Raw genomic sequence first — 26362 nt, 5'->3', positions numbered from 1 at the left:
TCAGTTGTCCCAGAGGATGTATTCGTCGCCGGGCCTGTGCGTGCGCCCGCCGGGCGCGTCGATGTAGACCGGCCCCTGCAGCAGGGACGGCCAGATCGGCTTGGCGCTCTCGACGTCCTGCGCCTTCAGCATCGCCTTGAGACGCGCCACGACCGCGGGCTGTGCGGCCGAGAGGTCCTTCTTCTCCAGCGGATCGGTGGCGAGGTCGTGCAGCCACACCTTGTTCTGGGCTTCGCTGACCTGCAGCTTCCAGTCGCCTGCGCGAACGGCCTTGTACTGGCCCGAGCGCCAGTAGAGGGCCTCGTGCGGGCGGCCCTGCGCCTTGCCGGTGACGAAGGGCGTCAGGTCGACCCCGTCGATCTTGCGGTCGGTGGGGATCGCGGCGCCCGCGGCCCCGGCGGCTGTGGAGAAGATGTCCACGTGTCCCACGGGCGGGGCATAGCGGGTGCCGGCCGCGATCTTCTGCGGCCAGCGCATCAGGAACGGCGCGTGGATGCCGCCCTCGAAGAACGTCGCCTTGAAGCCGCGGTAGGGCCGGTTCACCTCGGGCAGGCCGATGTAGGCGGCGCCGCCGTTGTCGGTAGTGAAGATCACGAGCGTGTTCTGATCGAGGCCCTCGTCCTTCAGCGTCTTCAGGATGCGGGCGACGTTGTCGTCGAGGTTCTTGGCCATAGCGCCATAGACGCGCAGGCGGTGATCCTTGATGCCGGGCAGGGCGTCGTAGTCGCTCTTCTTGGCCTGCAGCGGCGTGTGGATGGCGTTGGGCGCGAAGTAGAGGAAGAAGGGCCGGTTCCTGTTGGCCTTGATCGCCTTCACGGCCTCGTCGGCCAGATAGTCGGTCATATAGCCCTTGGGCTCGAACATCGGCGAGCCGTTGAACTGCACCGCATAGGGCAGGTTGGGCCACAGGAAGCGATCGATCGGGTCCCAGTCCTGCTTCGCGTTGACGACGTTGGGGTCTTTCTCGGGCAGGAACATCGCGCCGCCGGCGATGAAGCCGAGGCTCTCATCGAAGCCCTGATCCTCGGGCCGCGAGCCCTTCTTTCCGCCCAGGTGCCACTTGCCCAGGTGGACCGTGTGGTAACCGCGGGTCTTGAGCACCTCGGCCAGGGTGATTTCGGTGGCGGGCACGCTCAGCACATTGACCGCCTGCGGGCTGCGCTCGGTGCTGCCGGGCGGCATGTCGGCCAGCCGTTCCTTGAAGAACTTCGGCTTCACGGTCGAGCCAGGCTCGGCTTCGGTGCCGACGAGGCGCTGGAAGGCGACCGGGGCGGGGGTGAACTCGAAGCCGAAGCGGGTGGCGTTTCGGCCCGTCAGCAGGGAGGCGCGCGAGGGGGCGCAGGTGGCGTTCGCCGTATAGCCGTTGTCGAAGATCGCACCGTCGTGGCCGATGGAATCGATCGCGGGCGTCTTCACCATCCCGCCAGCGACGCCGCCGCCGTTCAGGCTGATGTCGTTGTAGCCCAGGTCGTCCGCCAGGATCAGGATCACGTTCGGGGGCCGCTCGCCGGTCGGCGGGGTCGTCGGCCCGCTGGCCCAGGTGACGGGCCGGTTGGGCGCGATGTCCGGCATCTGGGCGCGGGCCGCCATCGAGAGGAGCGTGGTGCGGTTCGCGTAGGCCAGACCCCCGGCCGCCGCCAGGGTGATCGCGCCAGCCGCCAGCCAGGTGCGCAGCTTCATGTGGTTCCTCCCCGCGCCGTCGGGCGTCTGGTCGGCGAACCATATATAGTGACACTATGCGTGTCGATAGTTGGCGTTACTCACCGTGTGTGGGCGGCGCGCGACCTCAGGCGACCGGCAGCGTAACGCGGGCGACAAGGCCCATCGTCGCGGGGATCAGCACGACATCGCCGCCGTGGGCGCGGGCGGTGGAGCGGGCGATGGGCAAGCCCAGGCCCATGCCGCCGTCGTCGAGATTGCGCGCGGTGTCCACGCGGTAGAACGGCAGGAAGACCTTCTCACGTTCCTCGTCCGAGAGGCCGGGACCATTGTCGATGACGTCGACCACGGCATGACCATCGCTCTCGCTGACCCGCAGGCGCGCCCGGCCAGCGTGCTTCACGGCATTGTCGACGAGGTTCACGAACAGCCGCTGCAACGCGATGGGGTCGCCCTCGACGGTGACCGGCTGGCCGGTCAGGATCTCGACGTCGCCGCCGACCATGGCCGCATCGTCCACCACGCATTCCACCAGCGACAGGAGGTCCAGCTTCTCGCGTGTGCGCGGCGTCGACTCGTCCCGTATGAAGGTCAGCACGCCCTGGATCATCTGTTCCATCTGGGCGACGTCGGAGAGCACGCTGTCGCGCACCTTGGGCTCGGCCGCCTCCAACTTGAAGCGGATGCGAGAGAGCGGCGTGCGCAGGTCGTGGCTGATGGCCCCCAGAGTCGCGGTGCGGTCGTCGATGTAACGGCGCAGGCGGGCCTGCATGTTGTTGAAGGCGTCGGCCGCGGCCCCGATCTCGGCGGGCCCGGTGAGCGCCACCGGCGGGGCGTGCGGATCGCGGCCCAGGCGCTCGGCGGCTTCTGAGAAGCGTTTCAGCGGCGCTGTGATCCGGCGGGCGAACAGCAGGCCGGCGGGCGCCACCACGACGAAACCGGCCAGCAGGATCAGCGAGGCGCGCTTCTGCCACTCGGTGGGAAACGGCTCGGGGCTCGAGCGCACCACCGTCCATCGACCGTCTGGCCGGCGCAGCGCGGCGGTGAAGTCGCCCAGCACCATCTCCCGCGGGCCGATGGCGTGATCCAGATCGCGGAAGGCGTGCGGGCCAGGCGGTGGCGGAACCTGGAACCGGTCGGGGCCTGGAGGCGGCGGCGGCGGCTGGGGTGGACGCTGGTCGAGCCGTTCGCGGTGGGTGATCACGAACTGGCGCACGCCGCGTTCCGGGCGGAACAGGCGCTCGATCCCCGAGGGCGGCACCGGGGCGAAGCGGACGTCCTCGCGCGCTTTTCCAAGGGTGATCGCCAGCGCCTCGACCGTACGGCCGGAGCGGCGGCGACCCGGCGGGCCGCCCTCAGGTGCGCGAGGCGCGGGCGGCGTGGCGGACACCGTACGCTGCATGGGCCGGCCGAAGCGGCTGTCCAGCGAGCCGCCTTGCAGCGCGGTTGCGATCTCGCTCAGCCGATAGATCGGCGGCTGGGGCGGCGGCAGGAGCGCGATCGCGACGAACACCACGATGTGCGTCGCCGCCAGGCAGGCCAGGATGAGCAGGACGAGCTGCAGGCCGATCGACAGCCTGGGCCCGCCGGTTCCTCGGCTCATCTGTGAGAGTGGGTCATGGGCGGGTGACCGCCACGTCGAACATGTAGCCGGCGCCGCGGACTGTCTTGATGATCTCGCCCTGCGAGCAGGCGTGCAGCTTGCGGCGCAGGCGGCTGATCTGCACGTCGACGGCACGGTCGAAGACATCGCTCTCGTTGCCGCGGGCGATGTCCAGCAGCTGGTCGCGCGACAGGATTCGCTGCGGATGGTCGAGGAACGCCGACAGCAGCGAGAACTCGCCCGAGGTCAGCAGGATCGTGGTGCCGTTGGGCGCCCGCAGCTGACGGCGCAGGACATCTACCACGAAGCCCTGGAACTGGTAGCCCTTGCCGCGCTTGGGCGCGCCGCCGCGGGCTTCCTCCAGCCTCCGGAACACAGCGCGCACGCGGGCGAGCAGTTCGCGCGGACTGCAGGGCTTGGCCAGATAGTCGTCGGCGCCGAGCTCCAGCCCCAGCACCCGATCGATCTCTTCGCCCATGGCGCTGACCATGATGATCGCCGGTCCGCCATCCGCAGACAGCCGACGACAAATCGACAGGCCGTCCTCCCCGGGCAGCATCACGTCCAGCACCACCAGGTCGATGGGCGCGGCGCTGAGCGCCATGTCCATCGCCTTGGCGTCGGCGGCGGCGTGCACCTGGAACCCGTGCTCGGTGAGGTAGGTCACGATCTGCGCCCGCAGCTCGGTGTCGTCGTCGACCACCAGGATGTGGCGCGCGGGCAGAACCGAAGGCGCAAGTGTCATGGCGGGTCCTCTCGCCGCGAACTGTGGCGCCGTCATAGCGACTTCGCCACATTCGCGCAGGCCGACCGTTCAGCGCGGGCCATCGTCGTCCGGACCGCCCGGGCCATGCCGCCGCATGATCATGACGCCAGGACCGCCCGGACCGCCCATCGCGTGGGCGCCGGGACCGCCGTGAATCATCATGCGCCGACCGCCCGGACCTCCGGGGCCATGGCCCTTCAGGCGATGCAGGGCGTCGAACACCTTCTGCTGATCAGGCGACAGGGCCGCGTAGAACTTGGCCAAGGCGTCGCGCGAAGCTTTCTGGTGGGCGGCCATGTCGGCTTCGACCCTGGCCATCTCCTCCAGCCGCTGCGGCGTGGTCTGCGAGGCCGGGTCGGGCAGGCGGCGCGTGAACGTCTTCGGGTCATGCGCGGCCAGGAAGGCGGCCAGAGCCGGCTCCTGATCGGGGCGCAGCCGCAGGACGATCTTCAGGTCTTCCATGTGCTGCTTCGCCATCGCCTCGTGGTGCGCCTTCATCTCGGCGGTGGGCGCGCCGTGCGGGCCGCGGGGCGGGGCGGGCGGCCCCGGGGGCTGAGCCACGGCGGCGGTCGCGAACAACGCGGGCGCCAGCGCCAGGATCATGCGTCGCTTCATCGGGCGGAACTCCTCTTCCTTGATGTCCGCCACTCTGCCACGGCCGTTCAAGCCCCTGATGGCCGCGCGCGCGGCGCCGTTGAAACGTTCGCGAAACAGCCGCCTGCACAAAACCGCATCCGGATTCCTTTCGGCCACGCCGAGGCCCTATCCCCGCCACACCGGACCTCCAGATTGGGGTCGTTGCAGCGACGCGGGCATCCCCTCCCCCAGTCCGCCTCCTGCCCCCGGCGCCCGCAAAGGGCGTTCGGAACGCGGCTCCCCCTATCCCCCAAGCGGGGGAGCCGCCCTTCCGCCGGGACGCGCGATCTGACGAGGATCGTCGTTCTGCCCCAAGGGACGCCTGGCGCCTGCGCGGCGGACTTGCGGACGACGGCCAGACAGGCTCTAGGAGGCACGTTAACCCCCGCTGTGCGAGCTTCACGGGCATGTCTCGCCGATGACTCGCCGCTCGGGCGAGTTGCGTTGCGCTGCACTGCAAATGGCTTAACAGTAGGTTCCGAAAGGCACAGGTTCGCGGCATGCGTCTTGCACGTGTGAGCGAAGCTGGTCCGTGTGGGGATATGAACGTGTTTCAAGCGCTTACAAATTCTGTCCGAAGCGGCGCCATCGTGGCCACGCTGAAGGCTGTGGTTCCGGCGGTGGCTCTTGCCTTCGGTGCGATGACGATGGCTCCGGCGGCTCACGCTGCGACCTACGTCTTCGACGACGGCGAGATGTACAGCTATCGGACGCTCAGGCTGTCGGGCTCCGGCTTCACGACGGTCACCGTCAAGGCGGCTCCGGTTCTGTTCGACGGCTATATCAAGGGCACGCCGAACGAGCCGTTCGAGAACCTCGTGGCCTTCTGTGTGGACGTCTACCACTCGATCTCGCTGGCGGACTACAAGCCCGACCTGACCTATACCGACGACATCGAGCTTGAGCACAACTCCCACTGGGACCCGAACAAGCGCGACTATCTCTCGGACGACGAGATCGTGCAGATCGGCAAGCTGGTGAACTACGGCACCGAGGTCTGGTACAACCACAACATCAGCACCACCGCGAAGACCAACGAACTGGCCAGCGTGCAGGGCGCGATCTGGAAGGTTGTCAGCGGCCTGACGGTGACGGCGACGGGCAACACCACCAGCATCAACAACATCCTGACCAGCCGCATCGCGGCGCTGTCGAACGCCAACACCTACACCAGCGCGTTCACCTACGCCGAGGGGCCGGTCTACTCGAACATCAAGCTGCTGACGCCGTTCAAGGACGGCAAGTATCCGAAGCAGTACCCGCACAAGGACCTGACCCAGTCGTTCGCCATCGGCGAGGCGGTGCCGGAGCCCGGCACGTGGGTGATGATGATCGGCGGCTTCGGCCTCGCCGGCGCCATGCTGCGCCGCCGCCGACAGCAATTTGTGGTCGTGAAGATCAACAACTGATCGGCTGACGGACGAACGCCGACGCAGCCCCGGACCCCTGGTCCGGGGCTGTTTCGTTTGGGGGCTTATGCTCTCGTGTCGGGGCCGCGCTCAGCGGAAGACGTGGATGCCGCCCGAGCCGCCGCCCGGAGCCTCGGCCAGGCCGCGAATCTCGAGGCTGGCCTGCCGGGCGCCGCAGACGCAGCGCAGGCGGTGTTCCAGGTCGTGCAGCGTCTGGCGGCTGAGACCCTGGGCCAGCCAGGGGCGGGGATCGACCGCCGCCTCGCGTCCGCAGCCGCAGCGCGCCCAGAGGCTGGATCTGGCCGCCGTGGCCCAACCCAGCCGGGCCTCCCCGTACGTCCAGTCACGGGTCAGTTGTTGTCTGCTTCCGTCCGCCATCTTGATGACTCCTTGACATGAACAAAAGCAGAACTTTTGGGCCGTGACCACTCCATAGCGGATGTTTTTTTGAGTCGCCTCAACCCGTCCGAGTTGTCCCCGGAATTGTGGCCGGCCACGCCCCTTGGGGCGGCTAGACCTTCTCGCTGATCTTGATCGCCGCGCGGCAGCCGGCGCCGATGACGGCCGACAGCAGGCGATAGCCGGGCGCCTCGCGCGCGCCTTCCTCCACCGCCCGGTCGCGGTGGGCCAGCTCCTCGTCGCGGAACTGGGATAGTTCTGCGGCGAGGTCGGGATCGCGTTGCGCCAGCTCGGCGATCTGCTCGGCGTAGTGGCCCTCGATCACGGTCTCGACAGCCTCGGTGCAGGCGTGCGCCGCCTTCTCGCCCATCAGCGCGGTTCCAGCGCCCAGGGCGAAACCGGCCAACCGCCAGACCGGCGTCAGCACCGTCGGCCGCACGCAACGCTCGGTCAGCAGCTTGTCGAAGCGGGCCAGGTGTTCGGCCTCCTGGGCCTCCAGTTCGGCGAAGTGTCCCGCCAGCTTCGTCTGGCCGGACGAGGCCCCCATGACAGCGCGCTGTCCGCGATAGATCTGCACCGCGGCCAGCTCGCCCGCGTGATCCACGCGCAGGATCTCGGCCATGCGCGCCGCCTGTGCGCCACGGCCCGGGCGCGGAGGAATGGGCTTGCCGTGGCTCATCGCTTGCCTCGCTCACGGATCGCCGCCAGGGCGCTCAGGCCCGCGAGGCCCAGGGATATGACCGCGTTCCACCCGGCCATGGAAAGTCCGGCGAACACCCAGGGCGCCTCATCGCAGGCCGGCGGCCGGATCTTTTCGTCCAGCGCCGCAGACAGGTTCGAAAGGTCGAGGCCGCCGCTGGCTGAGGCGCAGGCCTGCGGCCCGGGCCAGAATTTCCACTCGGCGCCGGCGTGATAGACCGCCAGGCCGCACCCCGCGAGGAACACCAGTCCCAGAACCCAGCAGGTGGCCTCGCGCCACCGCGGGCCGCCGGGCAGGCGGACGAGGATCATGAACGCCGCGCCCAGGCCAAGGATGGTCCAGTAGACCTCGCGCTGGCGCAGGCAAAGCGTGCACGGCGCATAGCCGCCGAACGTCTCGAACGCGTGGGCCGTGGCCAGCATCGCGGCGGCGACCAGGACGGCGACAAGGCGCCAGCGGTCCAGGAAAGGTCGAAGCACATTCGTCATCGGCCCGCCCTTATGGCCCAACCCGAGCCTTTAGGGAAACGTCAGAAAATGAACTTGAGGGCGACAATGCCGCCGACCAGCAGCACGAGCAGGATGACGCTGTAGAGGTTCAGCCGCCGCTCGAACTCCTTCAGCATGGCCTCGCCGAAGTATTTCAGGATCGCCGCCACCGCGAAGAAGCGGAACCCACGGGTCAGGATCGACGCCCATACGAACGTGAAAAGGTCGAACCGGGCCAGGCCTGCGGTGATGGTCACCAGCTTGTAGGGGATCGGCGTGGCGCCCTTGATCAGGATCACCGCCAGTCCGTACTGGTCGAACCAGCGCTTGAACTCGGCCTCGCCTTCGGGATGGCCGAAGATCTTCAGGATGGCCTGGCCCAACGGTTCCAGCCAAACGCCGATCGCATAGCCGAGCATGCCGCCGGCGACCGAGGCGAGCGTGCAGATTCCCGCGTAGAAGAACGCCTTATCCCGCCGCGCCAGCACCATCGGCGCCAGCATGACGTCGGGCGGGATGGGGAAGAACGAGCTCTCGGCGAACGAGATCGCAGCCAGCGACGTCGGGGCGTGACGCGAACCCGCCAGGCCCATCACCCACTCGTACATTCTTCGGAACATGCCGGCCCCAACGCGAGAAATGTGGTGCCTGCCTAGCAGCGCCCGCAGGGAATGTCGCGTCGGGCGTCAGCTCCGATCTCCGCCTCCCAACCCAAACGCCGCTTCATCGCGCGAGGCTATCGCGATATAGTTTCATATGATACTAGATCGACACCCCAGGACCGGAGACCGTCATGAGCGTGCAAGCCCCCCCGAAGACCGGTGAGACCCGCGATCTGTTCGACAATCCGCTGGGCACCGACGGGTTCGAGTTCGTGGAGTTCACCTCGCCGGAGCCTGAGCGGCTGAAGGACCTCTTCGAGAAAATGGGCTTCACCGCGGTCGCGAAGCACCGCTCGAAGAACGTGCTGCGGTTCCGTCAGGGCGACATCAATTTCATCCTGAACATGGAGCCCCAGGGGCAGGCCGCGGCCTTTCGCGAAGCGCACGGCCCCTCGGCCAACGCCATGGCCTTCCGCGTGCGCGACGCGGCGAAGGCCTTCAAGCTGGCCGTGGAGCGCGGTGCGAAGCCCGTCCAGGGTCCGGTGGGCCCGATGGAGCTGAACATCCCGGCCATCGAGGGGATCGGCGGCTCGAACCTCTACCTGGTCGACCGCTACGGCGCCCAGGAGATCTATGACGTCGACTTCCTGCCGATAGAGGGCGCCGAGGCGGCGCGGGCCGGCAACGAGGTGGGCCTGACCTACCTCGACCACCTGACACACAACGTCCATCGCGGCCAGATGGCCAAGTGGGCCGAGTTTTACGAGCGCATCTTCAATTTCCGGGAGATCCGCTACTTCGACATCGAGGGCAAGCAGACGGCCCTGATCTCCAAGGCGATGACGAGCCCGGACGGCAAGATCCGCATCCCGCTGAACGAGAGCCAGGATGAGCACTCGCAGATTGAGGAATTCCTCAAGGACTACAAGGGCGAGGGCATCCAGCACATCGCGCTGGGAACCGGCGACATCTACCATTCGGTCGAAACCATGCGCGATCGCGGCGTCAGGTTTCAGGACACGATCGACACCTATTTCGACGGCATCGACGCGCGCCTGCCGGGCCACGGCGAGGACGTGGAACGCCTGCGCGCCGACCGCATCCTGATCGACGGCGCGCCCAGCGAGGGCCAGGGCCTGCTGCTGCAGATCTTCACCGAGAACATGGTCGGCCCGATCTTCTTCGAGATGATCCAGCGCAAGGGCAACGAGGGCTTCGGCGAGGGCAACTTCAAGGCCTTGTTCGAGAGCATCGAACTGGATCAGATCCGTCGGGGCGTGCTGCCCGCGAAGGACTGAGCCATGCCGCAACCGACGCAGCCGACGTGGGCCCTGGTCGCCCACGGTGGCGCGGGCGCGATTGCGCGGGGCGACCTCTCGGCTGAGCAGGAGACGGCCTATCGCGAGGCCATGGCGGCGGCGACCACGGCCGGCGCGGCGGTGCTGCGGGCGGGCGGCGCGGCGATGGATGCGGTCGAGACGACAATCCGCATCCTGGAAGACGATCCGCTGTTCAACGCCGGCCGCGGCGCGGCCTTCACCGCCGAGGGGCGCAACGAGTTGGACGCCTCCATCATGGACGGCCGAAACCTGGCGGCGGGCGCAGTCGCGGGCCTGACCACGACGCGCCATCCGATCTCGGCGGCGCGGGCGGTCATCGAGGGTTCGACCCACGTGATGTTGGGCGGTGAGGGCGCCGACGCCTTCGCCCGCAGCCAGGGGCTCGAGCAGGTGGAGCCCGGCTTTTTCTTCACCGAAGAACGGTGGCGCAGCCTGGAAACGGCCCTGGGCAAACTGGGTCTGCCGGTCCCGGCCAGGCCCGCCGGCGCCGCGCCGGCCTCGGGGAAGGCGAGGCTGGTCCATGAGGAAGGCAAGTACGGAACGGTGGGAGTCGTCGCCCGCGACACCCAGGGCGATGTCGCGGCGGGCACATCGACGGGCGGGGCCAATGCCAAGCGCTGGGGACGGGTGGGCGACTCACCCCTGATCGGCGCAGGCACCTACGCCTCGAACAGCGCGTGCGCCGTCTCGTGCACCGGGGCGGGCGAGTACTTCATCCGCCTGGGCGTGGCGCACCGCATCTGCGACCTGGTCGAGCACGCGGGCCTGTCCCTGCAGGCGGCCTGCGACCGGGTGGTGCAGGAGCAGCTGACGGGCCTGGGCGGGGCCGGCGGCGTGATCGCCGTGGCGCCCGACGGGTCGATGGCCTGGAGCTTCAACACCTCGGGCATGTACCGGGCCCGCGTCGCCGACGGCGAATCGCTGGCCGTGAGCCTCTACAAGGACGAGACCTGACATGGCCAAGGGTGACTGGATCCCGGTTCGGGGCGCTCAAGGGACGCATTCGCGGCAGGCGCACGCCGACCTGCCCGAGGGCGCCTACGAGCGCGAGATGAGCAAGGAGGGCTTCTTCGGACCCGCCGCCTTCCTCTATCACCCGCGTCCGCCCACCGGCTGGACCAGCTTCGAAGGGCCGCTGCGCCCGCGCGCGTTCGACCTCGCCCGGCTGAACGCCGCCGACCCGTCGCCATGGGCCGCGGGCGTCATCCTGCAGAACGCGGCCACCGAAATGCGCTTCTGGAAGCTGGCGACGCCCATGCCGGCCCTGGCGCGCAACGCTGATGGCGACCAGCTGCTGTTCGTCCATCAGGGCGTCGGCGATCTCTTCTGCGATTTCGGGCGCATCGCCTACCGCGCCGGCGACTACCTCTACCTGCCGCGCGGCACGATGTGGCGGCTGGCGCCGTCCGAGCCGACGGCGCTCCTGATGATCCAGGCCACCAACACCCACTTCCGGCTGCCGGACCGCGGCCTGATGGGGCCACACGCCCTGTTCGATCCGGCCATCTTGGACACGCCCGAGATGGACGAGGTCTTCCGCGACCACCAGGCTGAGGCGGGCGACGTCCGCGTCGAGGTGAAGAAGCGGGGCCAGGTCTCGACCGTGACCTATCCCTACAACCCGCTGGACGCGGTGGGCTGGCACGGGGAGCTGGCGCCCGTGCGCCTGAACGTGAAGGATATCCGTCCGGTGGTCAGCCACCGCTACCACCTGCCGCCGTCGGTGCACTCGACGTTCGTTTCGGACCGGTTCGTGGTCTGCACCTTCGCGCCGCGGCCGTTCGAGACCGATCCGGGGGCGCTGAAGATCCCCTTCTTCCACAACAACGACGACTACGACGAGGTGCTGTTCTACCACGCCGGCGATTTCTTCAGCCGCGATCACATCGAAGCGGGCATGATGACCTTCCACCCGTCGGGCTTCACCCACGGGCCGCATCCGAAGGCGCTGAAGAACATGCTCAGCCAGCCCAAGCCCGCGACCGACGAGTACGCGGTGATGATCGACACCCGCGATCCGCTGGACGTGGGCGAGGCGGCCGCCTCGGTGGAGAATACGGCCTATGTCGACAGCTGGAAGGGCGGATGAGCCTGCAGGACGACCTGATGGCCGCGGCGCTCGACGAACTGGACCGGGCGATGACGCTGGGCTGGCGCGACCTGTCCAAGGCGACGCCCTGGGGCGACACGTTCGAGGGTTTCACGCCGGAGGGCCGCGATGTCTGTTTCGCGCGGGCTTACATGTGGGAGCACGATGCGGGCGGTGACATCCGCGTCGAAGTGAGAGTGTATGAGCCTCGGTCGTACGAAGACGGGGTTACGGTGACGCGTCTGATCACGAAGGAGAGCGCATGAAGCTGGCGTCGTTGAAGGGGGGCCGGGACGGCCGCCTGGTGGTGGTCTCGAACGACCTCGCCTGGTACTCGCCGGCGGACCGCATCGCGCTGACGCTGCAGGCGGCGCTGGACGACTGGGAGCGCTGCGAGCCCGAGCTGCGCGGCCTGGCCGAGAGCCTGGAGCATGGCTCGGTGCCGAAGGCGCGCTTCCACGAGCACGATGCGGCGAGCCCGTTGCCGCGCGCGTATCAGTGGGCTGATGGCTCGGCCTATGTGAACCACGTGGCCCTGGTGCGTCAGGCCCGCGCCGCCGACATGCCCGACAGCTTCTGGACCGATCCCCTGATGTACCAGGGCGGCTCGGACGGCTTCCTGGGCCCCCGCGACCCCATCCCGCTGAAGGACGAAGCCTGGGGCTGCGATATGGAAGGCGAGATCGCCGTCGTCACGGGCGACGTGCCGATGGGTGTGACGCGCGAGGCGGCGCTGAAGCACATCCGCCTCGTCATGCTGTGCAACGACGTGTCCCTGCGCAACCTGATCCCCGGCGAGATCGGCAAGAGCTTCGGCTTCTTCCAGTCCAAGCCCGCGTCGGCGTTCTCGCCGGTGGCGGTCACGCCCGACGCCCTGCCCAACTTCAAGGACGGCAAGCTGCATGGGAAACTGGAGGTCGAGCTGAACGGCAAGCCGCTGGGTGAGGCCGACGCCGGCGTCGACATGACCTTCGACTTCGGCACGCTGATCGCGCACGCCGCGAAGACCCGCAACCTCGTGGCCGGCACGATCATCGGCTCAGGCACCGTGTCGAACCGCGACGCCGACGGCGGTCCGGGCAAGCCGATCGAACAGGGCGGACTGGGCTACTCGTGCCTGGCTGAGGTGCGAACCGTCGAAACGCTGCTCGGCGGCAAGCCGGTGACGCCCTTCATGAAGCCCGGCGACACGGTCCGCATCCAGATGGTCGACGCCCGGCGCCATTCGATCTTCGGCGCTATCGAGCAGCAGGTCGCCCAGGCATGAGCCTGCTGCGTTCCGGCGGGCCGGGTTCCGGAGGGGCGGAGCGGGACGGCCCCGAAGGCGGGCTGAAGCTGGACGCCTATCTGCCTTACCGGCTCTCGGTGGCCTCGAACGCCGTGTCCGGCCTGATCGCGCGGGCCTACGAGGACCGCTTCGGCCTGACGGTCCCGCAGTGGCGGCTGATCTGCGTGCTGGCGGAAGACGGTGGCATGACCCAGGTTCAGATCGTCGCGCGTACGGTGATGGACAAGGTGACGGTCAGCCGCGCCGCCCAGGGGCTAGTGAAGCGTCGCCTGATCAAGCGCGCCGAGAACAAGACGGACGGCCGAAGCCACGTGCTGACGCTGACGCCGGAGGGCCGAAGCCTGCATTCTGAGATCGCGCCCCTGGCGTTGGCTTACGAAGCGGCGCTGATCGCGGGGCTTTCGCCCGAGGACGTCACGCTGCTCAAGCGGCTGCTGGGCCGGCTGCAGGCCGCCGCGGGCCAGCTGTCGGGCGAAGGCGATCCGCCGAAGATCCCGGGCTGATCCGCGCCGAAACCCGCTCAAGCTTTTGATCGGGGGCCTGTTTCGACGTCCCCCCGAGTGCAACAGAGCCTAAGCCGCGAGCGCGTCTTCCGTGCGCACGCCCCATCGGTGCGAGCCTTCCCCGAACGGCAGGTGAAAGCCGTAGGCGGCGCGCTTGCGCTCGTCGCGCCAGGTCTGCTCGAACGAGACGATGACCTCGAGCTGCAGCTCTTCGGGGATCTGACGGACGTCGTGGCCAAGGTTACGGGCCACCTGCTCAATCACAATCGATCGGTGCGCTTCGCCGCCGAGCGAAAGGAGGGCCTCGCGGACGCGCTTGCACAGGGTCTGTCTGACCTTGATCGGCTTTTTCCCGGGGGGAACGTCCTGGGCGATTTCCAGCTGGTTCTGCATGGCAGACACAGCATTCCCCTCACTCCTTTATCGGCGCGTTAAAACGCACGGAAAAAGCGAAATTAACGCAACCCGGGGGCGATTTTTCGACTCTGGCCCTCGCCTAGCCCCAGCCCAGGGCGACGGCCCCGCGATAGACCAGGAACGAAGCGAGGTAAGCCAGGGCGACCATGTAGGCGAACATCACGCCCATCCAGAGCCAGGAGTTGGTCTCGCGCTTCACGACGCCCAGGGTGGCGGCGCATTGCGGGGCGAAGATGTACCAGGCCAGGAACGACAGGCCGGTGGCCAGGCTCCACTGCTCGGCCAGCCGCGCGCCCAGGGCGCCCACGTTGGCTTCGGCGTCGCCGACGGCATAGACGGTGCCCAGGGCGGCCACGGCCACCTCGCGGGCGGCGAAGCCCGGGATGAGCGCCACCACCATCTGCCAGTTGAACCCGATCGGCGCGAACAGCGGCTGGATCGCGTGTCCGATCATGCCGGCGAAGCTGTAGTCGATGGCCGGCAGGGTGGCGTTCGCCGGCGGGCCGGGGAAGGTGGACAGCACCCAAACCAGCACCATCAGCGGCAGGATGATGCGACCGGCGCGGCTGAGGAAGATCTGCGCCCGCAGCAGCAGGTTGCGCGCCACGTTCTCGAACGAGGGCAGCTTGTAGGTGGGCAGCTCCATCAGGAACGGCTCGACCGCGCCGCGCCAGAATACCTTGCGGATCACGAACGAGACCGCCAGCGCCGAGAGGATTCCCGCGGCGTAGAGGCCGAACATCACCAGCCCCTGCAGGTTGAGGCCGGGCCCCACGATGCGGTCCGGAATGAATGCGCCGATGATCAGCGTGTAGACCGGAATCCGCGCCGAGCAGGTCATCAGGGGCGCCACCAGGATGGTGGTCAGCCGGTCGCGCTTCTGGTCGATCACCCGCGCCGCCATGATCCCCGGGATCGCGCAGGCGAACGACGACAGGAGGGGGATGAACGCCCGCCCGTGTAGCCCGGCCCCCCCCATGATCTTGTCCATCAGAAACGCGGCCCTGGCCATGTAGCCGAAGTCCTCGAGCAGGATGATGAAGAGGAACAGCACCAGGATCTGCGGCAGGAACACCAGCACGCTGCCGACGCCGGCGAACAGGCCGTCGACGATCAGGCTCTCCAGCAGGCCATCGGGCAGCAGGAGGCCCACCTGAGTCCCCAGCCAGCCGACGCCGGCCTCGATGGCGTCGGCAGGAGGCCCAGCCCAGGTGAACACCGCCTGGAACATCAGGAACAGCAGGCCCAGCAGGATCGCCAGCCCGGCGACCGGGTGCAGCAGCACCGCATCGACGCGACCCGTCAGCGTGTCGGGCCGTTCGGGCGGGCGGACGTGGGCCTTCAGGATCCGTTGCGCCTCGCGATGGGCGTCGCGGATCTCGCCCGCCGAGGGCTCTCGCCAGACGTTGTCGGTGGCCAACTGGCCGGAGGTGATCAGGGCGTCGACCTTGGCGGTCAGCTCGTCGATGCCGCGCTTGCGGGTGGCCACGGTGGTGACGATCGGGCAGCCCAGCTCACGCTCCAGGCCCTCCAGATCGATGCGCAGGCCCTGGCGCTGGGCGATGTCGTACATGTTGAGCGCCAGCACCATCGGCCGGCCCACCGCCTTTAGCTCCAGGATCAGCCGCAGCACGAGGCGCAGGTTGGTGGCGTCTGCCACCGCCAGCACCACGTCGGGCGCGGTCTCGCCCTCCAGCCGGCCCAGCACCGCGTCGCGGGTCACCACCTCGTCGGGGCTGCGCGCGCGCAGCGAATAGGTGCCTGGCAGGTCCAGGATCGAGAGGTTGCGACCCCCCGCGGTGGTGACGAAGCCCTCCTTCCGCTCGACGGTCACGCCGGCATAGTTGGCCACCTTCTGACGGCCGCCGGTCAGGGCGTTGAAGAGGGCGGTCTTGCCGGTGTTGGGGTTGCCGACCAGCGCCACGCGCGCGGGCCGGAGCACTGCAGCTTCGCTCATTGGGTTTCCAGCCGCACCCAGACGTCGGCGGCGTCGCGGCGGCGCAGCGCCACGCGCATGTCGTCCAGCTTCACGGCGATGGGATCCGCGCCGAACAGGCCCTGATGCAGGATCTCGAAACGGGCGCCTTCGACGAAGCCGAACTCCAGCAGGCGGCGCTCCAGCTCATGGACATCGACCCCGCCATGATCGTTGGCGTGGTCGGCGCGCACCTCGGCGATCACGCCCCGGTCGCCGGCCTGAGCCTGGCTGAGGCGGGAGAACCCGTTCGCTTCCATCGTGGCGGCGTCAGCGACCTCGGCCGGCATCTCGTGCATCGAAGATTGGTTCCTGCGCCCGCCGTCTTGCGAACGATTATCAGGTACGACCTCGACCGCCCCGGCGCAAGGCTCGCGTTGACGCAAGCGTTGCGGCGCCTATGTTCACCGGCCGCTGCCCCAGTGGCGAAATGGTAGACGCGGCAGACTCAAAATCTGCTGTCGAGAGGCGTGCTGGTTCGAGTCCGGCCTGGGGCACCAACCGTTCAGGACGGCGCGGCTTCGGCCGCCAGGGGCGTATCGCCCGCGTAGGCGCGCTCGTCCAGCACCCCCAACTCCTTCGAAACCAGGGTCGGCGCCAGGGCCTGGCCGGCGACGTTCACGGCGGTGCGGCCCATGTCGAGGATGGGGTCGATGGCCAGCAGCAGGCCCGCGCCTTCCAGCGGGAGGCCCAGGGTCGCAAGGGTGAGCGTGAGCATCACCGTGGCGCCGGTCAGGCCTGCGGTGGCGGCCGAGCCCAGGACCGAGACGAACACGATCAGCAGGTAGTCGGTGATCTGCAACTGCACGCCGAAGAACTGGGCGACGAAGATCGCCGAGATCGCGGGATAGATAGCGGCGCAGCCGTCCATCTTGGTGGTCGCGCCTAAAGGGACCGCGAAGGCGGCGTAGGCGCGGGGCACGCCCAGCGCCTGGTTGACGGTCTCGGTGACGGGCAGCGTGCCGATCGACGAGCGCGAGACGAAGCCCAGCTGGATCGCGGGCCAGGCGGTCCGGAAGAACCGGAGCGGGTTCAGCCCGTGGGCCGCCAGCAGCGCCGGATAGACCACCAGCAAGACCAGCCCCAGGCCAATGTAGATAGCGAGCGCGAACTGGCCCAGCTGCGACAGCGCATCCCAGCCGTACTTGGCCACAGCCGTGCCCAGCAGACCCACGGTGCCGATCGGGGTCAGCCGGATCACCCACCACAGCACCTTCCGGATGACCGCCAGCGCCGAGGCGTTGAAGGCCAGGAACGTCTTGCCCGCTTCACCCGAACGCAGGGCGGCGACGCCGATCACCAGCGAGATCACCAGGATCTGCAGTACGTTGAACGAGACGCTGGTCGTGGCCGCGCCGTCGACCAGCTTGGTCGAGGCGCTGAGGCCCAGGAAGTTGGAGGGCACCAGGCCGGTCAGGAAGTCGAGCCACGAGCCGGTCGTGCTGGGCGCTTTGGCGGCCTCGGCGGTGACGCCGGCGTGCAGGCCGGGCTGCAGAACCAGGCCCAGGGTGATGCCGATGACCACCGCGATCAGGGCGGTGATCGCGAACCAGAGCAGGGTGCGCCAGACGAGGCGCGCGGCGTTCTGCAGGTCGGCCAGGTTGGCGATGCTGGCCACGATGGCGGTGAACACCAGCGGCGGCACCAGCGCCTTCAGCAGCTGGATGAAGCTGGAGCCCAGGATCCGGAGGGTCTCCGCCAGGGCGAACCCGGGCTGGCCCTCGGCGGGCCCGAGATTGCGGGCGATGAGGCCCAGGATGACGCCCACGACCATGGCCGACAGCACCTGAACCCCGAAGCCGCTGATGAACCGGGACTGCTTCTGAGCCGCCATCGGGTTGTCCTCGATATACAGACGTCGCCACACAGCTGGCGGTATACTCTACTGTCGGACTAGGAAATTCGCGTAGCGTGGAATTCTGCGCGTGACCCCAGAACGCCTGAATGCGGAAAGAGGGGGCAGTCAGGCCAGCCGGATCGTCGTGGATGCGCGGATGTCGCCCGCCGAGCGGCCCACGTGCAGCACGTAGGCGCCGGAATCGATCGTCCAGCCGCCGTCCCAGACCGCGAAGGCGCCGGGTTCCAGCGTCAGGGTCAACGTCCGCCGCTCGCCGGGGGCAAGGGCGACCTTGGCGAAGGACTTCAGCGCCTTGGGCGGGCCGGGCAGGCGCGGGGCCTGCGCGGCGACGTAGAGCTGGACCACCTCGGCGCCGGGGCGCTCGCCGGTGTTGGCGACGGTGACCTGGAGATCGACGGGCTCGCCGACCCGCGCGGTCGCCGGCGCCTTCAGATCCGTCATCTCGAAGGTGGTGTAGGCGAGGCCGTGACCGAACGGGAACAACGGCGCCACCCCCTCGGCGTCGAACCAGCGATAGCCGACCGCCAGCCCCTCCGCGTACTCGCAAACCTTGGGGTCGGGCTCCACGCGGTGGGCAGGGTGTTGGCCGAACGCCTTCGGGAAGGTCACGGGCAGGCGTCCGCCCGGCGACCGCGCGCCGGTCAGGACGGCGGCCAGGGCGTCGGGCGCGGTCTCGCCGGGCAGCCACATCTGCAGCACCGCCCGGGCCTCGTCGATCCACGGCATGGCGAAGGGCGAGCCGGTGTTGAGGACGATCACCGTGTTGGGGTTGGCGGCCAGGACCGCACGGGCCAGGTCGTCCTGGGCGCCCGGCAGGTCGATGTCTTCGCGGTCGTAGCCCTCGGCCTCGGTGACGGCGGCCGAGCCCAGCACCAGAACGACCGCGTCGGCGGCCTTCGCGGCCTCAATGGCGGCGGCCATCGGCTCGGACGGGGCGCGGACGCCCAGGGCGACGAAGTCCTGGTCGGGGCGGGCGGGGACGTACTCCAGCTCGATCGGATAGCCGCGCCCGGCCTCCAGCTCACGGGTCGCCAGGCGGCGCGGCACGATCTGGCCGGTGACGTCGTAGCGGTCGGCCGTGGCGGGGGTGTCGGGGCCGATCAGCAGGCCGCCGTCCAGCGAGAGGCGCCCGACGCCGGTGCTGCGCAGGCCGAACTCGTAGGTTCCCGACTGTTCGGGCCAGAACCAGCCGCGCCAGCGGAACGCGCGGTAGGCCGGTCGCCGCGCCGTGGCCATAGCGCCGGCCACCCAGCGCACCATGTGCCGTTCGACGCCCGAGCTGTTCGGCTCGCCGGACAGGTCCTGGGTCGGGAAGTAGTCGGCCTTCAGGCCCTCGGCCTCGCGGGCTTCGTCGGGGCTGAACTGGCGCCGGTCGGCGGGGGGCGGGTAGGGATCGTTGTCGACGCCCTTGTGGACGGCCAGCGCCACGTCGGGGCCCAGGGCGGCGGACAGGCCGTCGGCCAGGGTGCGGGTCTCGTCGGTGGTCACCTGCGAGCTGCCGCCGCCCTGGAACAGGGTCCGGATCGCATTTGGGCCGATCAGCGCCACGTGCTTCAGGCCAGGCCTCAGGGGCAGCAGTCCATCGTCGTTCTTCAGCAGCGTCATGGCCTCACAGGCCGCCTCGAAGGCGATCTGCTTGTGGCGCGCCGACCTCAGCTCGCCCGCGGGCCGCGGCCCGTCCAGCAGGCCCGACCGCACGATCAGCCGCAGGACGCGGCGCGCATTGTCGTCGATCTGCGCCTCGGAGACCTCGGTCCCCACCAGCGCCAACAGCTTGTCGCCGAACCACTTGGCGGGCCCGGGCATCTCCAGATCCAGGCCGGCGTTGGCCGATGGCGCGGTCGAGCGCACGGCCGTCCAGTCCGAGACCACCATGCCTTCGTAGCCCCACTCGTCCTTCAGGATGTCGGTGAGCAGGCCACGGTGCTGCGAGGCGTGGGTCCCGTTCAGGCGGTTGTACGAGGCCATGACGGTCCAAGGATCGGCCTCTTTCACCACCCGCTCGAAGGCCGACAGGTAGATCTCTCGCAAGGTCCGCTCGTCGATTCGGGCGTCCACCTCGAAGCGCTCCAGTTCCTGGTTGTTGGCCGCGTAGTGCTTGAGCGAGGCGCCGATCCCTTCGCCCTGCAGGCCCTGGACGTAGGCCACGCCCATCACGCCCGCCAGGTAGGGGTCCTCGGAATAGCTCTCGAAGTTCCGGCCCCAGGTGGGGATGCGCATGATGTTGATGGTGGGCGCCAGCACCACCTGGTCGCCCAGGGCGTGCGCTTCCCGCCCGATGGCGGCGGCCACGTCGCGGGCGGTGTCGGGGTTCCAGGTCGCGGCGACGGCCACGCCGACCGGGAAGACCGTGGCGGGCACGCCCTTGATCGAGCGCACGCCGGTGGGGCCGTCGGTCATGTTGAGGGATGGGATCCCCAGCCGCTCGATCCCGTGCAGCGAGAACGAGCTGGCGCCGGCCAGCAGGCGGACCTTCTCCTCCAGCGTCAGCTGCGCGAGCAGGTCCTCGGTCCGGGCATCAAGAGAGTTGGCCGCCACGCGCAATCGCCTTCACATGATCATCCGTTTCTGGAAAAAGGCGCCCGCCGCCGAACAAGTCGAGGGAAAACCCATGAAGACGCGCGCCGCTGTCGCCTTCGAGGCCAAGAAGCCGCTGGAGATCGTGGAGGTGGACCTCGAGGGCCCCCGCGCCGGCGAGGTGCTGGTCGAGATCAAGGCCACGGGGATCTGCCACACCGACGCCTATACGCTGGACGGCCTCGACAGCGAGGGCCTGTTCCCGTCGATCCTGGGCCATGAGGGCGCGGGCGTGGTGGTCGAGGTGGGCCCGGGCGTGACCAGCGTCGCGGTGGGCGACCACGTGATCCCGCTCTACACGCCGGAATGCCGGCAGTGCAAAAGCTGCCTCAGCCGCAAGACCAACCTCTGCACGGCGATCCGCGCCACTCAGGGCAAGGGCCTGATGCCCGACGGGACCAGCCGGTTCAGCTACAAGGGCCAGCCGATCTACCACTACATGGGCTGCTCGACGTTCTCGAACTACACCGTCCTGCCCGAGATCGCGGTGGCCAAGATCCGCAAGGACGCGCCGTTCGACACCGCCTGCTACGTGGGCTGCGGCGTCACCACGGGCGTCGGCGCGGTGGTCAACACGGCCCAGGTGGAGCCGGGCGCCAACTGCGTCGTCTTCGGCCTTGGCGGTATCGGCCTGAACGTGATCCAGGGCCTGAAGATGGTGGGCGCGGGCATGATCGTGGGCGTCGACATCAACCCCGACCGCGAGGAATGGGGCCGCAAGTTCGGCATGACCCACTTCGTGAACCCCAAGACCATCGACGGCGATATCGTCGCCCATCTCGTGGCCCTGACCGACGGCGGCGCCGACTACACCTTCGACGCCACCGGCAACACCACCGTCATGCGCCAGGCGCTGGAAGCCTGTCACCGGGGCTGGGGCGAGAGCATCATCATCGGCGTCGCCGAGGCCGGGAAGGAGATCGCCACGCGGCCCTTCCAGCTGGTCACCGGCCGGGTGTGGAAGGGCACCGCCTTCGGCGGCGCGCGCGGCCGCACCGACACGCCCAAGATCGTCGACTGGTACATGGACGGGAAGATCCAGATCGACCCGATGATCACCCACAAGATGCCGCTGGAAGACATCAACAGGGCCTTCGACCTGATGCACGCCGGTGAGAGCATCCGTTCGGTGGTGGTCTATTGAGCCTGGAGACGGTCTCCACCAACCGCATGTTCGGCGGCGTCCAGGGGGTCTATCGCCATCAGAGCCGCGAGACGAAGACGCCGATGACCTTCAGCGTCTTCCTGCCGCCCCAGGCGGCCGAGGCGGGCACCCGGCTGCCGGTGCTCTGGTACCTGTCGGGCCTGACCTGCACCCACGCCAATGTCACCGAGAAGGGCCAGTTCCAGCGCGCCTGCGCGGAACTCGGCCTGATCTTCGTGGCGCCGGACACCAGCCCGCGTGGGGAGGGCGTGCCCGACGACGCCGATGGCGCCTACGACTTCGGCCTGGGCGCCGGCTTCTACGTCGACGCCACTGAGGCGCCGTGGGCCGCGAACTACCGGATGGAGAGCTACATCGTCTCCGAACTCCCGGAGCTGATCGCCGCCAACTTCCCGGTCGACATGGGCCGCCAGGGGCTGACGGGCCACTCGATGGGCGGCCACGGGGCGCTGACCCTGGCGCTGAAGACTCCCGGCCGCTGGAAGAGCGTCTCGGCCTTCGCGCCGATCAGCTCGCCGATGCGCTGCCCCTGGGGCGAGAAGGCGCTGGGCGGCTACCTGGGTGAGGATCGCGCCGCGTGGCGCCGCTACGACGCGACGGCGCTGATCGAGGATGGCGCGCGCGTGGACGCGCTGCTGGTCGACCAGGGCGAGGCCGACAACTTCCTCGAAGGTCAGCTCAAGCCCGAGCTGCTGGAGGAAGCCTGCCGGGCGGCGGGCGTGCCCCTGACCCTCCGCCGCCAGCCGGGCTACGACCACAGCTACTACTTCATCGCCAGCTTCATGGAAGACCACCTCCGCTGGCACGCGGAGCAGCTGGGGTAGGGGTTCCCTTACCTCCCGCCGCTTCGCGCGGGAGGTGAGGGGATGGCGGGCCGCCTTCCTGGCTAGGCGGCCAGGACGCGTGCCCGCGACCGGGCCGCGGCTCCCACAACGCCGAAGCCGAGGATCATCATCGCCCACGTCGCCGGCTCGGGCACGCCGCCGGCGAGGGCCGTGACCTCGAACGCGATGTTGTCGATCCCGACGTCGTAGGCGTCGGGACCCCACTGGATGCGGATGCCGTCAGACCGGGTCAGGTTCGACGCGAACGACGCATGGACCGCCCCGACGGTCAGGTTGGGAAACTCGCCCAGCACATCCCCGTTTGCCCCGAGCAGAGTCACCTGGGTGCGCCGGTCCGCGCCGCCGTACGAGCCCAGATCGAACCCCAGGAGCGTGACCTGAAAACCCGCCAGCGGGCGCAGGAACACCTCGGCGATCGCGTTGGGCTCGCCCCAGGCCACGCCCGGCAGGTCCCCATAGATGCTCCACCAGGAGAGCGGGCCGGGGTTCGACAGCGATCTGGAGTATTGCACGTCCACCTTGCCCGCGATGTCGCCGTAGGTCTGCGAGATCGCGCCATAGTCGCTGCAACCGCCGCTGCAGGCGTCGCTGGCATCGAACGTGAGCGTCGCCGCTCCGGCGACGCCCGGCGCGGTCGCCAACACCACTGCGGCCGCCGCTCCAGCGACCGTCGCCAACTTGAACTTGAATGACATCAGGCGCCCCTTCGTTGCCCTTGAACAAGGGCGATCCTGCCGCGCGGCGGCTTGCGCCCGCATCCTCCAAACGGATTACTCTCAGGAGGCGAGCGGGTCGGCCTGGGCCGTGACGGAGCCCAGGTCACAGGTTCTTGCATCGCGCGGCGTGGTGCTCGCGTCTGCTGGGTCCCGGATCTCCGCGCTCTGGCGAGCGCTGCGCCCGGGATGACGGGGGATGGGTAAAGCTCAGGCGTCCAAGATCGCCACGGCCCGGATCCAGCCCGCCGACGCCCCCGCGATCTTCACCGGGAAGCACGACAGCGTGAACCCATCGGCGGGCAGGGCCTCCAGGTTGGTCAGCTTCTCGATCTGGTAGTACTCGCGCAGGCGGCCGGCCTTGTGGCCTTCCCAGATGATCCTGGGGTCGTGGGTCTCGGCCCACTTCTTCGCGGTATGGCTGAACGGAGCGTCCCAGGACCAGGCGTCGGTGCCCACCACCTTCACGCCGCGTTCGGTGAGGTAGAGCGTCGCCTCCTCGCCCATGCCGCAGCCCTTGTGGATGTAGTTCGGGTCGCCATAGGCGGCGCCGGCGGCGGTGTTGACCAGCACGATGTCGAGCGGTTGGAGCTCATGGCCGATGCGTCTGAGCTCGGCCTCGACGTCGGCGGCGGTGGCGACATAGCCGTCCTCGAAATGGCGGAAGTCCAGCTTCACGCCGGGCTGGAGGAAATAGTCCAGCGGGCCCTCGTCGATGGTCGGCGCAGGGCGGCTGGCCCCGGCCTGGTCGGTGGTGGAGTGGAAGTGCCAGGGGGCGTCCATGTGGGTGCCGTTGTGGGTGGACAGGCGCACCTGCTCCACCGCCCAGCCTTCGCCGTCCGGCAGGTCCTCGGCGGTCAGCCCGGGGAAGAACGAGGCGATCTGGCCCACCGTCTCGTTGTGGCGGGAATAGGTGACCTGCGGCCGCATCACCTCGGGGTCCGAGACGATGTCGTTCGTGATCGGGATCGACAGATCCACCAGCCTGCGCGCCACGTGCGGCCTCCCATTTTTCGAGAGCTTAGCCTCGCGGCTAAAACACCGCCAAGGCGGCGTGCAGCACCAGCGCCAGCAACGCCAGCGAGCTCACCATGAAGATCAGGAAGCGGACCAGGATCACGTTGGTCAGCGCCTGGACCAGGCTGTGCACGACCCGCAAGGCCACGTAGCCCCAGGCGATCCAGGTGTTCATGCCGTGGCCCTGGTCCAGGAGCGCCAGGGTCAGCGCCACCGCGTAGAACAGCGTCGGCTGTTCCATCAGGTGGTTGTAGTTGTCGGCCTTCCACCGGACGCTGGCCGGCAGGTGCTGGTTCAGGTCGGCGGTGGTCATGGACGGGTCCATCGCCACCTTGGCCTTCGCGATGGCCGGGATGCGCGTGGCGTAGAGCCAGGCCCACATGACCATCGACCAAGCGAGCAGCGCGACGACGGGCTGCAGGATTGTTTGCGACATCTACGTTCCCCCGAATCCTTCTTTTGACCGAGAGTGAGCGCCCCGCCGCGCACCAAGGCAAGCCGCTGGACACTGTCGCCTTCGCCGCCGTCCTGGCCGCCGCCCTCATGCATGCGGGCTGGAACGCCGTGGTGCGCGTGGGCCTGGACCGGTTCTCGTCGATCCTGGTGCTCTCGATGACCCAGAGCGGGCTCGCGCTCCTGCTCCTGCCGTTCTTCAGCTTGCCCGCGGCGGCGGCCTGGCCGTGGGTCGCAGGGTCGGCGCTGCTGCACACCGGGTACAAGCTGTTCCTGATCCGCGCCTATCAGCATGGAGACCTGTCGCAGGTCTACCCGCTGGCCCGGGGCGCAGCGCCGCCGCTGGTGGCGCTGGGCGGGATCGTCCTGTTGAACGAGGCGCTGCCGCCGGCTGGCGCCATGGCCGTGGCGCTGATCGCGGGCGGCGTCGCGCTGATGGCGTTCCGGGGCGGACCCGGCCTCGCCAGGTTGCCCGGGCCGGCGCTGGCCTACGCCCTGGGCACGGCGGGGTTCGTGGCGGGCTATTCGCTGGCCGACGCCCAGGGCGCGCGCATCGCAGGGTCGGCGACCTCGTTCGCCCTCTGGATGTTCGTCGCCGACGGGCTGGTGATGCTGACCTATGCGATGGCGACCCGCGGGCTGCGCGCCCCGGCGGTACTGTTCCAGGGCTGGCGGACAGGGCTGCCCGCCGGCGCCCTGTCGCTGGGCTCGTACTGGATCGTGCTCTGGGCCTTCACCCGCGCGCCGGTGGCGCTGGTCACGGCGCTGCGCGAGACCAGCGTGCTGTTCGCCATGCTGATCGGCGTGTTCCTGTTGAAGGAGCCGGCGGGGCGTTGGCGCTGGGCGGCGGCCATCGCGATCGTCTGCGGCGTGATCGTCATGCGGCTCTGAAGCCGCTGCGGCGAAGGTGGCGGTTGACGGACACGCCCATCGTCCCGCCTAAGGGCGCCCGTGACCGCGCCCGTCCAGAACGTCGCCCTCGGCATCGCCTTCCGCGTGGCGGCGATGGCGTGCATGGCCTGCCTGTCGGCGCTGGTGAAGTTCACCGGCGAGCGGGGCATCCCGGTCTTCGAGATCATCTTCTTCCGCAACCTGTTCGCGTTCGTGCCGCTGGGCCTCTACATCGCGCGCACCACCGGCTTCAGCGTGCTGAAGACCCAGCGGCCGTTCGGGCATCTGATCCGGGCGACCGTGGGCCTGACCGGCATGGTCTGCGGCTTCTCGGCGGTCCAGTACCTGCCGCTGACCGAGGCCACGGCGCTGCAGTTCACCTCGCCGCTCTTCATGACCGCGCTGTCGGCGCTGCTGCTGTCGGAGAAGGTGGGCCGTCATCGCTGGGCGGCGGTGTTCGTGGGCTTCATCGGCGTGCTGATCATGGCCCGCCCTGTGCCGGGCGAGATGAACGTTCCGGGGGTCACACTGGGCATCCTGTCGGCCCTGGGCGCGGCTGGCGCCATGGTGGCCATCCGCCAGATCTCGGACACCGAGAAGGGCCCGACCATCGTCTTCTACTTCACCCTGGGCGGCGTGGTGCTGGGGGCGGTCGGCTCGATGTTCCACTGGGTGACGCCCGATCCTATGACGCTGGCCCTGCTGATCGTGGCCGGCCTGATCGGCGGGGTGGGGCAGCTGTTCCTGACCGAGGCGCTGAGGCAGGCCCCTATCGGGGTGATCGCGCCGTTCGACTACACTCAGCTGATCTGGGCCACGGGCCTGGGCCTGGTGATCTGGGGCGAGCTGCCGCATCCGCTGACCCTGGTGGGGGCGGTGATTGTGGCGGGCAGCGGGGTCTACATCCTGAACCGCGAGTTGCAGCGCTTCCGGGCCCGTTAGCCGGCGGGTCGCGAAGCGCGATGCCTG

At 68.9% G+C, this 26362-nt stretch carries 27 protein-coding genes and 1 tRNA gene; 12 read left to right on the top strand and 16 right to left on the bottom strand.

Annotation, left to right across the window (positions count from 1 at the left end; genetic code table 11):
- The 4 genes from ACQ66R_RS08155 to ACQ66R_RS08140 all read right to left on the bottom strand — a co-directional run bounded on the left by ACQ66R_RS08155 (nt 1) and on the right by ACQ66R_RS08140 (nt 4643).
- Nucleotides 1-1680, bottom strand: a complete 1680-nt coding sequence (locus ACQ66R_RS08155) for a sulfatase-like hydrolase/transferase (protein ID WP_430420873.1) — start codon at nt 1678-1680, stop codon at nt 1-3.
- A gap of 106 nt (nt 1681-1786) precedes the next feature.
- Nucleotides 1787-3262: a sensor histidine kinase gene (locus ACQ66R_RS08150; protein WP_430420872.1), complete on the bottom strand. Its 1476-nt coding sequence runs from the start codon at nt 3260-3262 to the stop codon at nt 1787-1789.
- A 13-nt stretch (nt 3263-3275) separates the two neighbouring features.
- Entirely contained in the window at nt 3276-4007 is a 732-nt protein-coding gene (locus tag ACQ66R_RS08145) for a response regulator (RefSeq protein ID WP_430420871.1), read from the bottom strand.
- Nucleotides 4008-4076: 69 nt separating this feature from the next.
- The gene (locus ACQ66R_RS08140) at nt 4077-4643 is read right to left on the bottom strand and encodes a Spy/CpxP family protein refolding chaperone (RefSeq protein WP_430420869.1); all 567 of its coding nucleotides are present in this window, start codon (nt 4641-4643) and stop codon (nt 4077-4079) included.
- A 611-nt stretch (nt 4644-5254) separates the two neighbouring features.
- Here ACQ66R_RS08140 and ACQ66R_RS08135 point away from each other — a divergent pair.
- On the top strand, nt 5255-6073 hold the full coding sequence (locus ACQ66R_RS08135; protein WP_430420867.1) for a PEPxxWA-CTERM sorting domain-containing protein: 819 nt from the start codon (nt 5255-5257) through the stop codon (nt 6071-6073).
- 90 nt (nt 6074-6163) lie between these two features.
- On the opposite strand, the gene ACQ66R_RS08130 is transcribed toward ACQ66R_RS08135, so the two are convergent.
- From ACQ66R_RS08130 to ACQ66R_RS08115, 4 genes are all read right to left on the bottom strand, one after another.
- Nucleotides 6164-6451, bottom strand: coding sequence for a hypothetical protein (locus ACQ66R_RS08130; protein ID WP_293363483.1), 288 nt, complete (start codon nt 6449-6451; stop codon nt 6164-6166).
- Between the two features lie 133 nt (nt 6452-6584).
- Nucleotides 6585-7094, bottom strand: coding sequence for a demethoxyubiquinone hydroxylase family protein (locus ACQ66R_RS08125; protein ID WP_430420865.1), 510 nt, complete (start codon nt 7092-7094; stop codon nt 6585-6587).
- Between the two features lie 53 nt (nt 7095-7147).
- Nucleotides 7148-7660, bottom strand: coding sequence for a disulfide bond formation protein B (locus tag ACQ66R_RS08120; RefSeq protein ID WP_430420863.1), 513 nt, complete (start codon nt 7658-7660; stop codon nt 7148-7150).
- Between the two features lie 41 nt (nt 7661-7701).
- Entirely contained in the window at nt 7702-8280 is a 579-nt protein-coding gene (locus ACQ66R_RS08115) for a YqaA family protein (protein ID WP_430420861.1), read from the bottom strand.
- A 173-nt stretch (nt 8281-8453) separates the two neighbouring features.
- Between ACQ66R_RS08115 and hppD the strand changes: the two genes are divergently transcribed.
- From hppD to ACQ66R_RS08085, 6 genes are read left to right on the top strand one after another with little or no spacing between them, the layout of a single operon-like run.
- Nucleotides 8454-9560: a 4-hydroxyphenylpyruvate dioxygenase gene (hppD, locus tag ACQ66R_RS08110; protein WP_430420859.1), complete on the top strand. Its 1107-nt coding sequence runs from the start codon at nt 8454-8456 to the stop codon at nt 9558-9560.
- 3 nt (nt 9561-9563) lie between these two features.
- The gene (locus ACQ66R_RS08105; RefSeq protein ID WP_430420857.1) at nt 9564-10556 is read left to right on the top strand and encodes an isoaspartyl peptidase/L-asparaginase family protein; all 993 of its coding nucleotides are present in this window, start codon (nt 9564-9566) and stop codon (nt 10554-10556) included.
- Between the two features lies 1 nt (nt 10557).
- On the top strand, nt 10558-11691 hold the full coding sequence (locus ACQ66R_RS08100) for a homogentisate 1,2-dioxygenase (protein ID WP_430420856.1): 1134 nt from the start codon (nt 10558-10560) through the stop codon (nt 11689-11691).
- Nucleotides 11688-11957 (top strand): hypothetical protein, encoded by a 270-nt coding sequence (locus tag ACQ66R_RS08095; protein WP_430420854.1) that lies wholly within the window; start codon nt 11688-11690, stop codon nt 11955-11957. Before ACQ66R_RS08100 ends, ACQ66R_RS08095 begins: the two co-directional genes overlap by 4 nt.
- The gene (locus ACQ66R_RS08090) at nt 11954-12958 is read left to right on the top strand and encodes a fumarylacetoacetate hydrolase family protein (protein ID WP_430420852.1); all 1005 of its coding nucleotides are present in this window, start codon (nt 11954-11956) and stop codon (nt 12956-12958) included. The genes ACQ66R_RS08095 and ACQ66R_RS08090 overlap by 4 nt, the downstream gene beginning before the upstream one ends.
- The gene (locus ACQ66R_RS08085) at nt 12955-13482 is read left to right on the top strand and encodes a MarR family winged helix-turn-helix transcriptional regulator (RefSeq protein ID WP_430420851.1); all 528 of its coding nucleotides are present in this window, start codon (nt 12955-12957) and stop codon (nt 13480-13482) included. Before ACQ66R_RS08090 ends, ACQ66R_RS08085 begins: the two co-directional genes overlap by 4 nt.
- Nucleotides 13483-13551: 69 nt before the next feature.
- Here the strand turns inward: ACQ66R_RS08085 and ACQ66R_RS08080 are convergent, their stop codons facing one another.
- The 3 genes from ACQ66R_RS08080 to ACQ66R_RS08070 form a co-directional block, all read right to left on the bottom strand.
- Nucleotides 13552-13875 carry a hypothetical protein gene (locus ACQ66R_RS08080; RefSeq protein WP_430420849.1) on the bottom strand — a complete coding sequence of 108 codons (324 nt, stop codon included), beginning with the start codon at nt 13873-13875 and terminating at the stop codon, nt 13552-13554.
- Nucleotides 13876-13978: 103 nt separating this feature from the next.
- Entirely contained in the window at nt 13979-15856 is a 1878-nt protein-coding gene (gene feoB, locus ACQ66R_RS08075) for a ferrous iron transporter B (RefSeq protein WP_430420847.1), read from the bottom strand.
- Nucleotides 15853-16173 (bottom strand): FeoA family protein, encoded by a 321-nt coding sequence (locus ACQ66R_RS08070; RefSeq protein ID WP_430420845.1) that lies wholly within the window; start codon nt 16171-16173, stop codon nt 15853-15855. Before ACQ66R_RS08070 ends, feoB begins: the two co-directional genes overlap by 4 nt.
- A gap of 117 nt (nt 16174-16290) precedes the next feature.
- Between ACQ66R_RS08070 and ACQ66R_RS08065 the strand changes: the two genes are divergently transcribed.
- Nucleotides 16291-16374, top strand: a tRNA-Leu gene (locus ACQ66R_RS08065).
- Nucleotides 16375-16379: 5 nt separating this feature from the next.
- Here ACQ66R_RS08065 and ACQ66R_RS08060 read toward each other — a convergent pair.
- Together ACQ66R_RS08060 and ACQ66R_RS08055 are read right to left on the bottom strand one after the other, a co-directional pair.
- A complete protein-coding gene (locus ACQ66R_RS08060; RefSeq protein WP_430420844.1) occupies nt 16380-17708 on the bottom strand; it encodes a dicarboxylate/amino acid:cation symporter in 1329 nt (442 codons plus the stop codon).
- A 129-nt stretch (nt 17709-17837) separates the two neighbouring features.
- Complete coding sequence (locus ACQ66R_RS08055; RefSeq protein ID WP_430420843.1) at nt 17838-20270, bottom strand: beta-glucosidase H; 2433 nt, start codon at nt 20268-20270, stop codon at nt 17838-17840.
- 73 nt (nt 20271-20343) lie between these two features.
- Between ACQ66R_RS08055 and ACQ66R_RS08050 the strand changes: the two genes are divergently transcribed.
- The gene (locus ACQ66R_RS08050; protein ID WP_430420841.1) at nt 20344-21453 is read left to right on the top strand and encodes an S-(hydroxymethyl)glutathione dehydrogenase/class III alcohol dehydrogenase; all 1110 of its coding nucleotides are present in this window, start codon (nt 20344-20346) and stop codon (nt 21451-21453) included.
- Nucleotides 21450-22298 carry an S-formylglutathione hydrolase gene (gene fghA, locus ACQ66R_RS08045; protein WP_430420839.1) on the top strand — a complete coding sequence of 283 codons (849 nt, stop codon included), beginning with the start codon at nt 21450-21452 and terminating at the stop codon, nt 22296-22298. Before ACQ66R_RS08050 ends, fghA begins: the two co-directional genes overlap by 4 nt.
- Before the next feature lie 62 nt (nt 22299-22360).
- Here fghA and ACQ66R_RS08040 read toward each other — a convergent pair whose 3' ends face one another.
- From ACQ66R_RS08040 to ACQ66R_RS08030, 3 genes are all read right to left on the bottom strand, one after another.
- The gene (locus tag ACQ66R_RS08040; RefSeq protein ID WP_430420838.1) at nt 22361-23014 is read right to left on the bottom strand and encodes a PEPxxWA-CTERM sorting domain-containing protein; all 654 of its coding nucleotides are present in this window, start codon (nt 23012-23014) and stop codon (nt 22361-22363) included.
- Nucleotides 23015-23242: 228 nt separating this feature from the next.
- Nucleotides 23243-24028 carry a cyclase family protein gene (locus ACQ66R_RS08035; RefSeq protein ID WP_430420836.1) on the bottom strand — a complete coding sequence of 262 codons (786 nt, stop codon included), beginning with the start codon at nt 24026-24028 and terminating at the stop codon, nt 23243-23245.
- Between the two features lie 37 nt (nt 24029-24065).
- Nucleotides 24066-24485: an MAPEG family protein gene (locus tag ACQ66R_RS08030; RefSeq protein WP_430420834.1), complete on the bottom strand. Its 420-nt coding sequence runs from the start codon at nt 24483-24485 to the stop codon at nt 24066-24068.
- Nucleotides 24486-24508: 23 nt separating this feature from the next.
- Here ACQ66R_RS08030 and ACQ66R_RS08025 point away from each other — a divergent pair, with 23 nt between their 5' ends.
- Together ACQ66R_RS08025 and ACQ66R_RS08020 are read left to right on the top strand one after the other, a co-directional pair.
- Nucleotides 24509-25393, top strand: a complete 885-nt coding sequence (locus tag ACQ66R_RS08025; RefSeq protein WP_430420833.1) for an EamA family transporter — start codon at nt 24509-24511, stop codon at nt 25391-25393.
- A gap of 60 nt (nt 25394-25453) precedes the next feature.
- Complete coding sequence (locus ACQ66R_RS08020) at nt 25454-26335, top strand: DMT family transporter (RefSeq protein WP_430420831.1); 882 nt, start codon at nt 25454-25456, stop codon at nt 26333-26335.
- The last annotated feature ends 27 nt before the right edge of the window (nt 26336-26362 follow it).

This window comes from Phenylobacterium sp., from assembly GCF_965284355.1.
Classification (GTDB): domain Bacteria; phylum Pseudomonadota; class Alphaproteobacteria; order Caulobacterales; family Caulobacteraceae; genus Phenylobacterium.
The sequence above is the reverse complement of the archived record's forward strand: the minus strand, read 5'-3'. Positions and strand labels throughout refer to the sequence as shown.

What these genes read in the sequence shown, in the direction of transcription:
- ACQ66R_RS08050 (WP_430420841.1), top strand. Translation starts at nt 20,344, where the DNA reads ATGAAGACGCGCGCCGCTGTCGCCTTCGAGGCCAAGAAGCCGCTGGAG.
- ACQ66R_RS08155 (WP_430420873.1), bottom strand. Translation starts at nt 1,680, where the DNA reads ATGAAGCTGCGCACCTGGCTGGCGGCTGGCGCGATCACCCTGGCGGCG.
- ACQ66R_RS08105 (WP_430420857.1), top strand. Translation starts at nt 9,564, where the DNA reads ATGCCGCAACCGACGCAGCCGACGTGGGCCCTGGTCGCCCACGGTGGC.
- hppD (WP_430420859.1), top strand. Translation starts at nt 8,454, where the DNA reads ATGAGCGTGCAAGCCCCCCCGAAGACCGGTGAGACCCGCGATCTGTTC.
- ACQ66R_RS08040 (WP_430420838.1), bottom strand. Translation starts at nt 23,014, where the DNA reads ATGTCATTCAAGTTCAAGTTGGCGACGGTCGCTGGAGCGGCGGCCGCA.
- ACQ66R_RS08140 (WP_430420869.1), bottom strand. Translation starts at nt 4,643, where the DNA reads ATGAAGCGACGCATGATCCTGGCGCTGGCGCCCGCGTTGTTCGCGACC.
- ACQ66R_RS08060 (WP_430420844.1), bottom strand. Translation starts at nt 17,708, where the DNA reads ATGGCGGCTCAGAAGCAGTCCCGGTTCATCAGCGGCTTCGGGGTTCAG.
- feoB (WP_430420847.1), bottom strand. Translation starts at nt 15,856, where the DNA reads ATGAGCGAAGCTGCAGTGCTCCGGCCCGCGCGCGTGGCGCTGGTCGGC.
- ACQ66R_RS08030 (WP_430420834.1), bottom strand. Translation starts at nt 24,485, where the DNA reads ATGTCGCAAACAATCCTGCAGCCCGTCGTCGCGCTGCTCGCTTGGTCG.
- ACQ66R_RS08095 (WP_430420854.1), top strand. Translation starts at nt 11,688, where the DNA reads ATGAGCCTGCAGGACGACCTGATGGCCGCGGCGCTCGACGAACTGGAC.
- ACQ66R_RS08080 (WP_430420849.1), bottom strand. Translation starts at nt 13,875, where the DNA reads ATGCAGAACCAGCTGGAAATCGCCCAGGACGTTCCCCCCGGGAAAAAG.
- ACQ66R_RS08115 (WP_430420861.1), bottom strand. Translation starts at nt 8,280, where the DNA reads ATGTTCCGAAGAATGTACGAGTGGGTGATGGGCCTGGCGGGTTCGCGT.
- ACQ66R_RS08120 (WP_430420863.1), bottom strand. Translation starts at nt 7,660, where the DNA reads ATGACGAATGTGCTTCGACCTTTCCTGGACCGCTGGCGCCTTGTCGCC.
- ACQ66R_RS08090 (WP_430420852.1), top strand. Translation starts at nt 11,954, where the DNA reads ATGAAGCTGGCGTCGTTGAAGGGGGGCCGGGACGGCCGCCTGGTGGTG.
- ACQ66R_RS08150 (WP_430420872.1), bottom strand. Translation starts at nt 3,262, where the DNA reads ATGAGCCGAGGAACCGGCGGGCCCAGGCTGTCGATCGGCCTGCAGCTC.
- ACQ66R_RS08145 (WP_430420871.1), bottom strand. Translation starts at nt 4,007, where the DNA reads ATGACACTTGCGCCTTCGGTTCTGCCCGCGCGCCACATCCTGGTGGTC.
- ACQ66R_RS08130 (WP_293363483.1), bottom strand. Translation starts at nt 6,451, where the DNA reads ATGGCGGACGGAAGCAGACAACAACTGACCCGTGACTGGACGTACGGG.
- ACQ66R_RS08100 (WP_430420856.1), top strand. Translation starts at nt 10,558, where the DNA reads ATGGCCAAGGGTGACTGGATCCCGGTTCGGGGCGCTCAAGGGACGCAT.
- ACQ66R_RS08085 (WP_430420851.1), top strand. Translation starts at nt 12,955, where the DNA reads ATGAGCCTGCTGCGTTCCGGCGGGCCGGGTTCCGGAGGGGCGGAGCGG.
- ACQ66R_RS08125 (WP_430420865.1), bottom strand. Translation starts at nt 7,094, where the DNA reads ATGGCCGAGATCCTGCGCGTGGATCACGCGGGCGAGCTGGCCGCGGTG.
- ACQ66R_RS08070 (WP_430420845.1), bottom strand. Translation starts at nt 16,173, where the DNA reads ATGCACGAGATGCCGGCCGAGGTCGCTGACGCCGCCACGATGGAAGCG.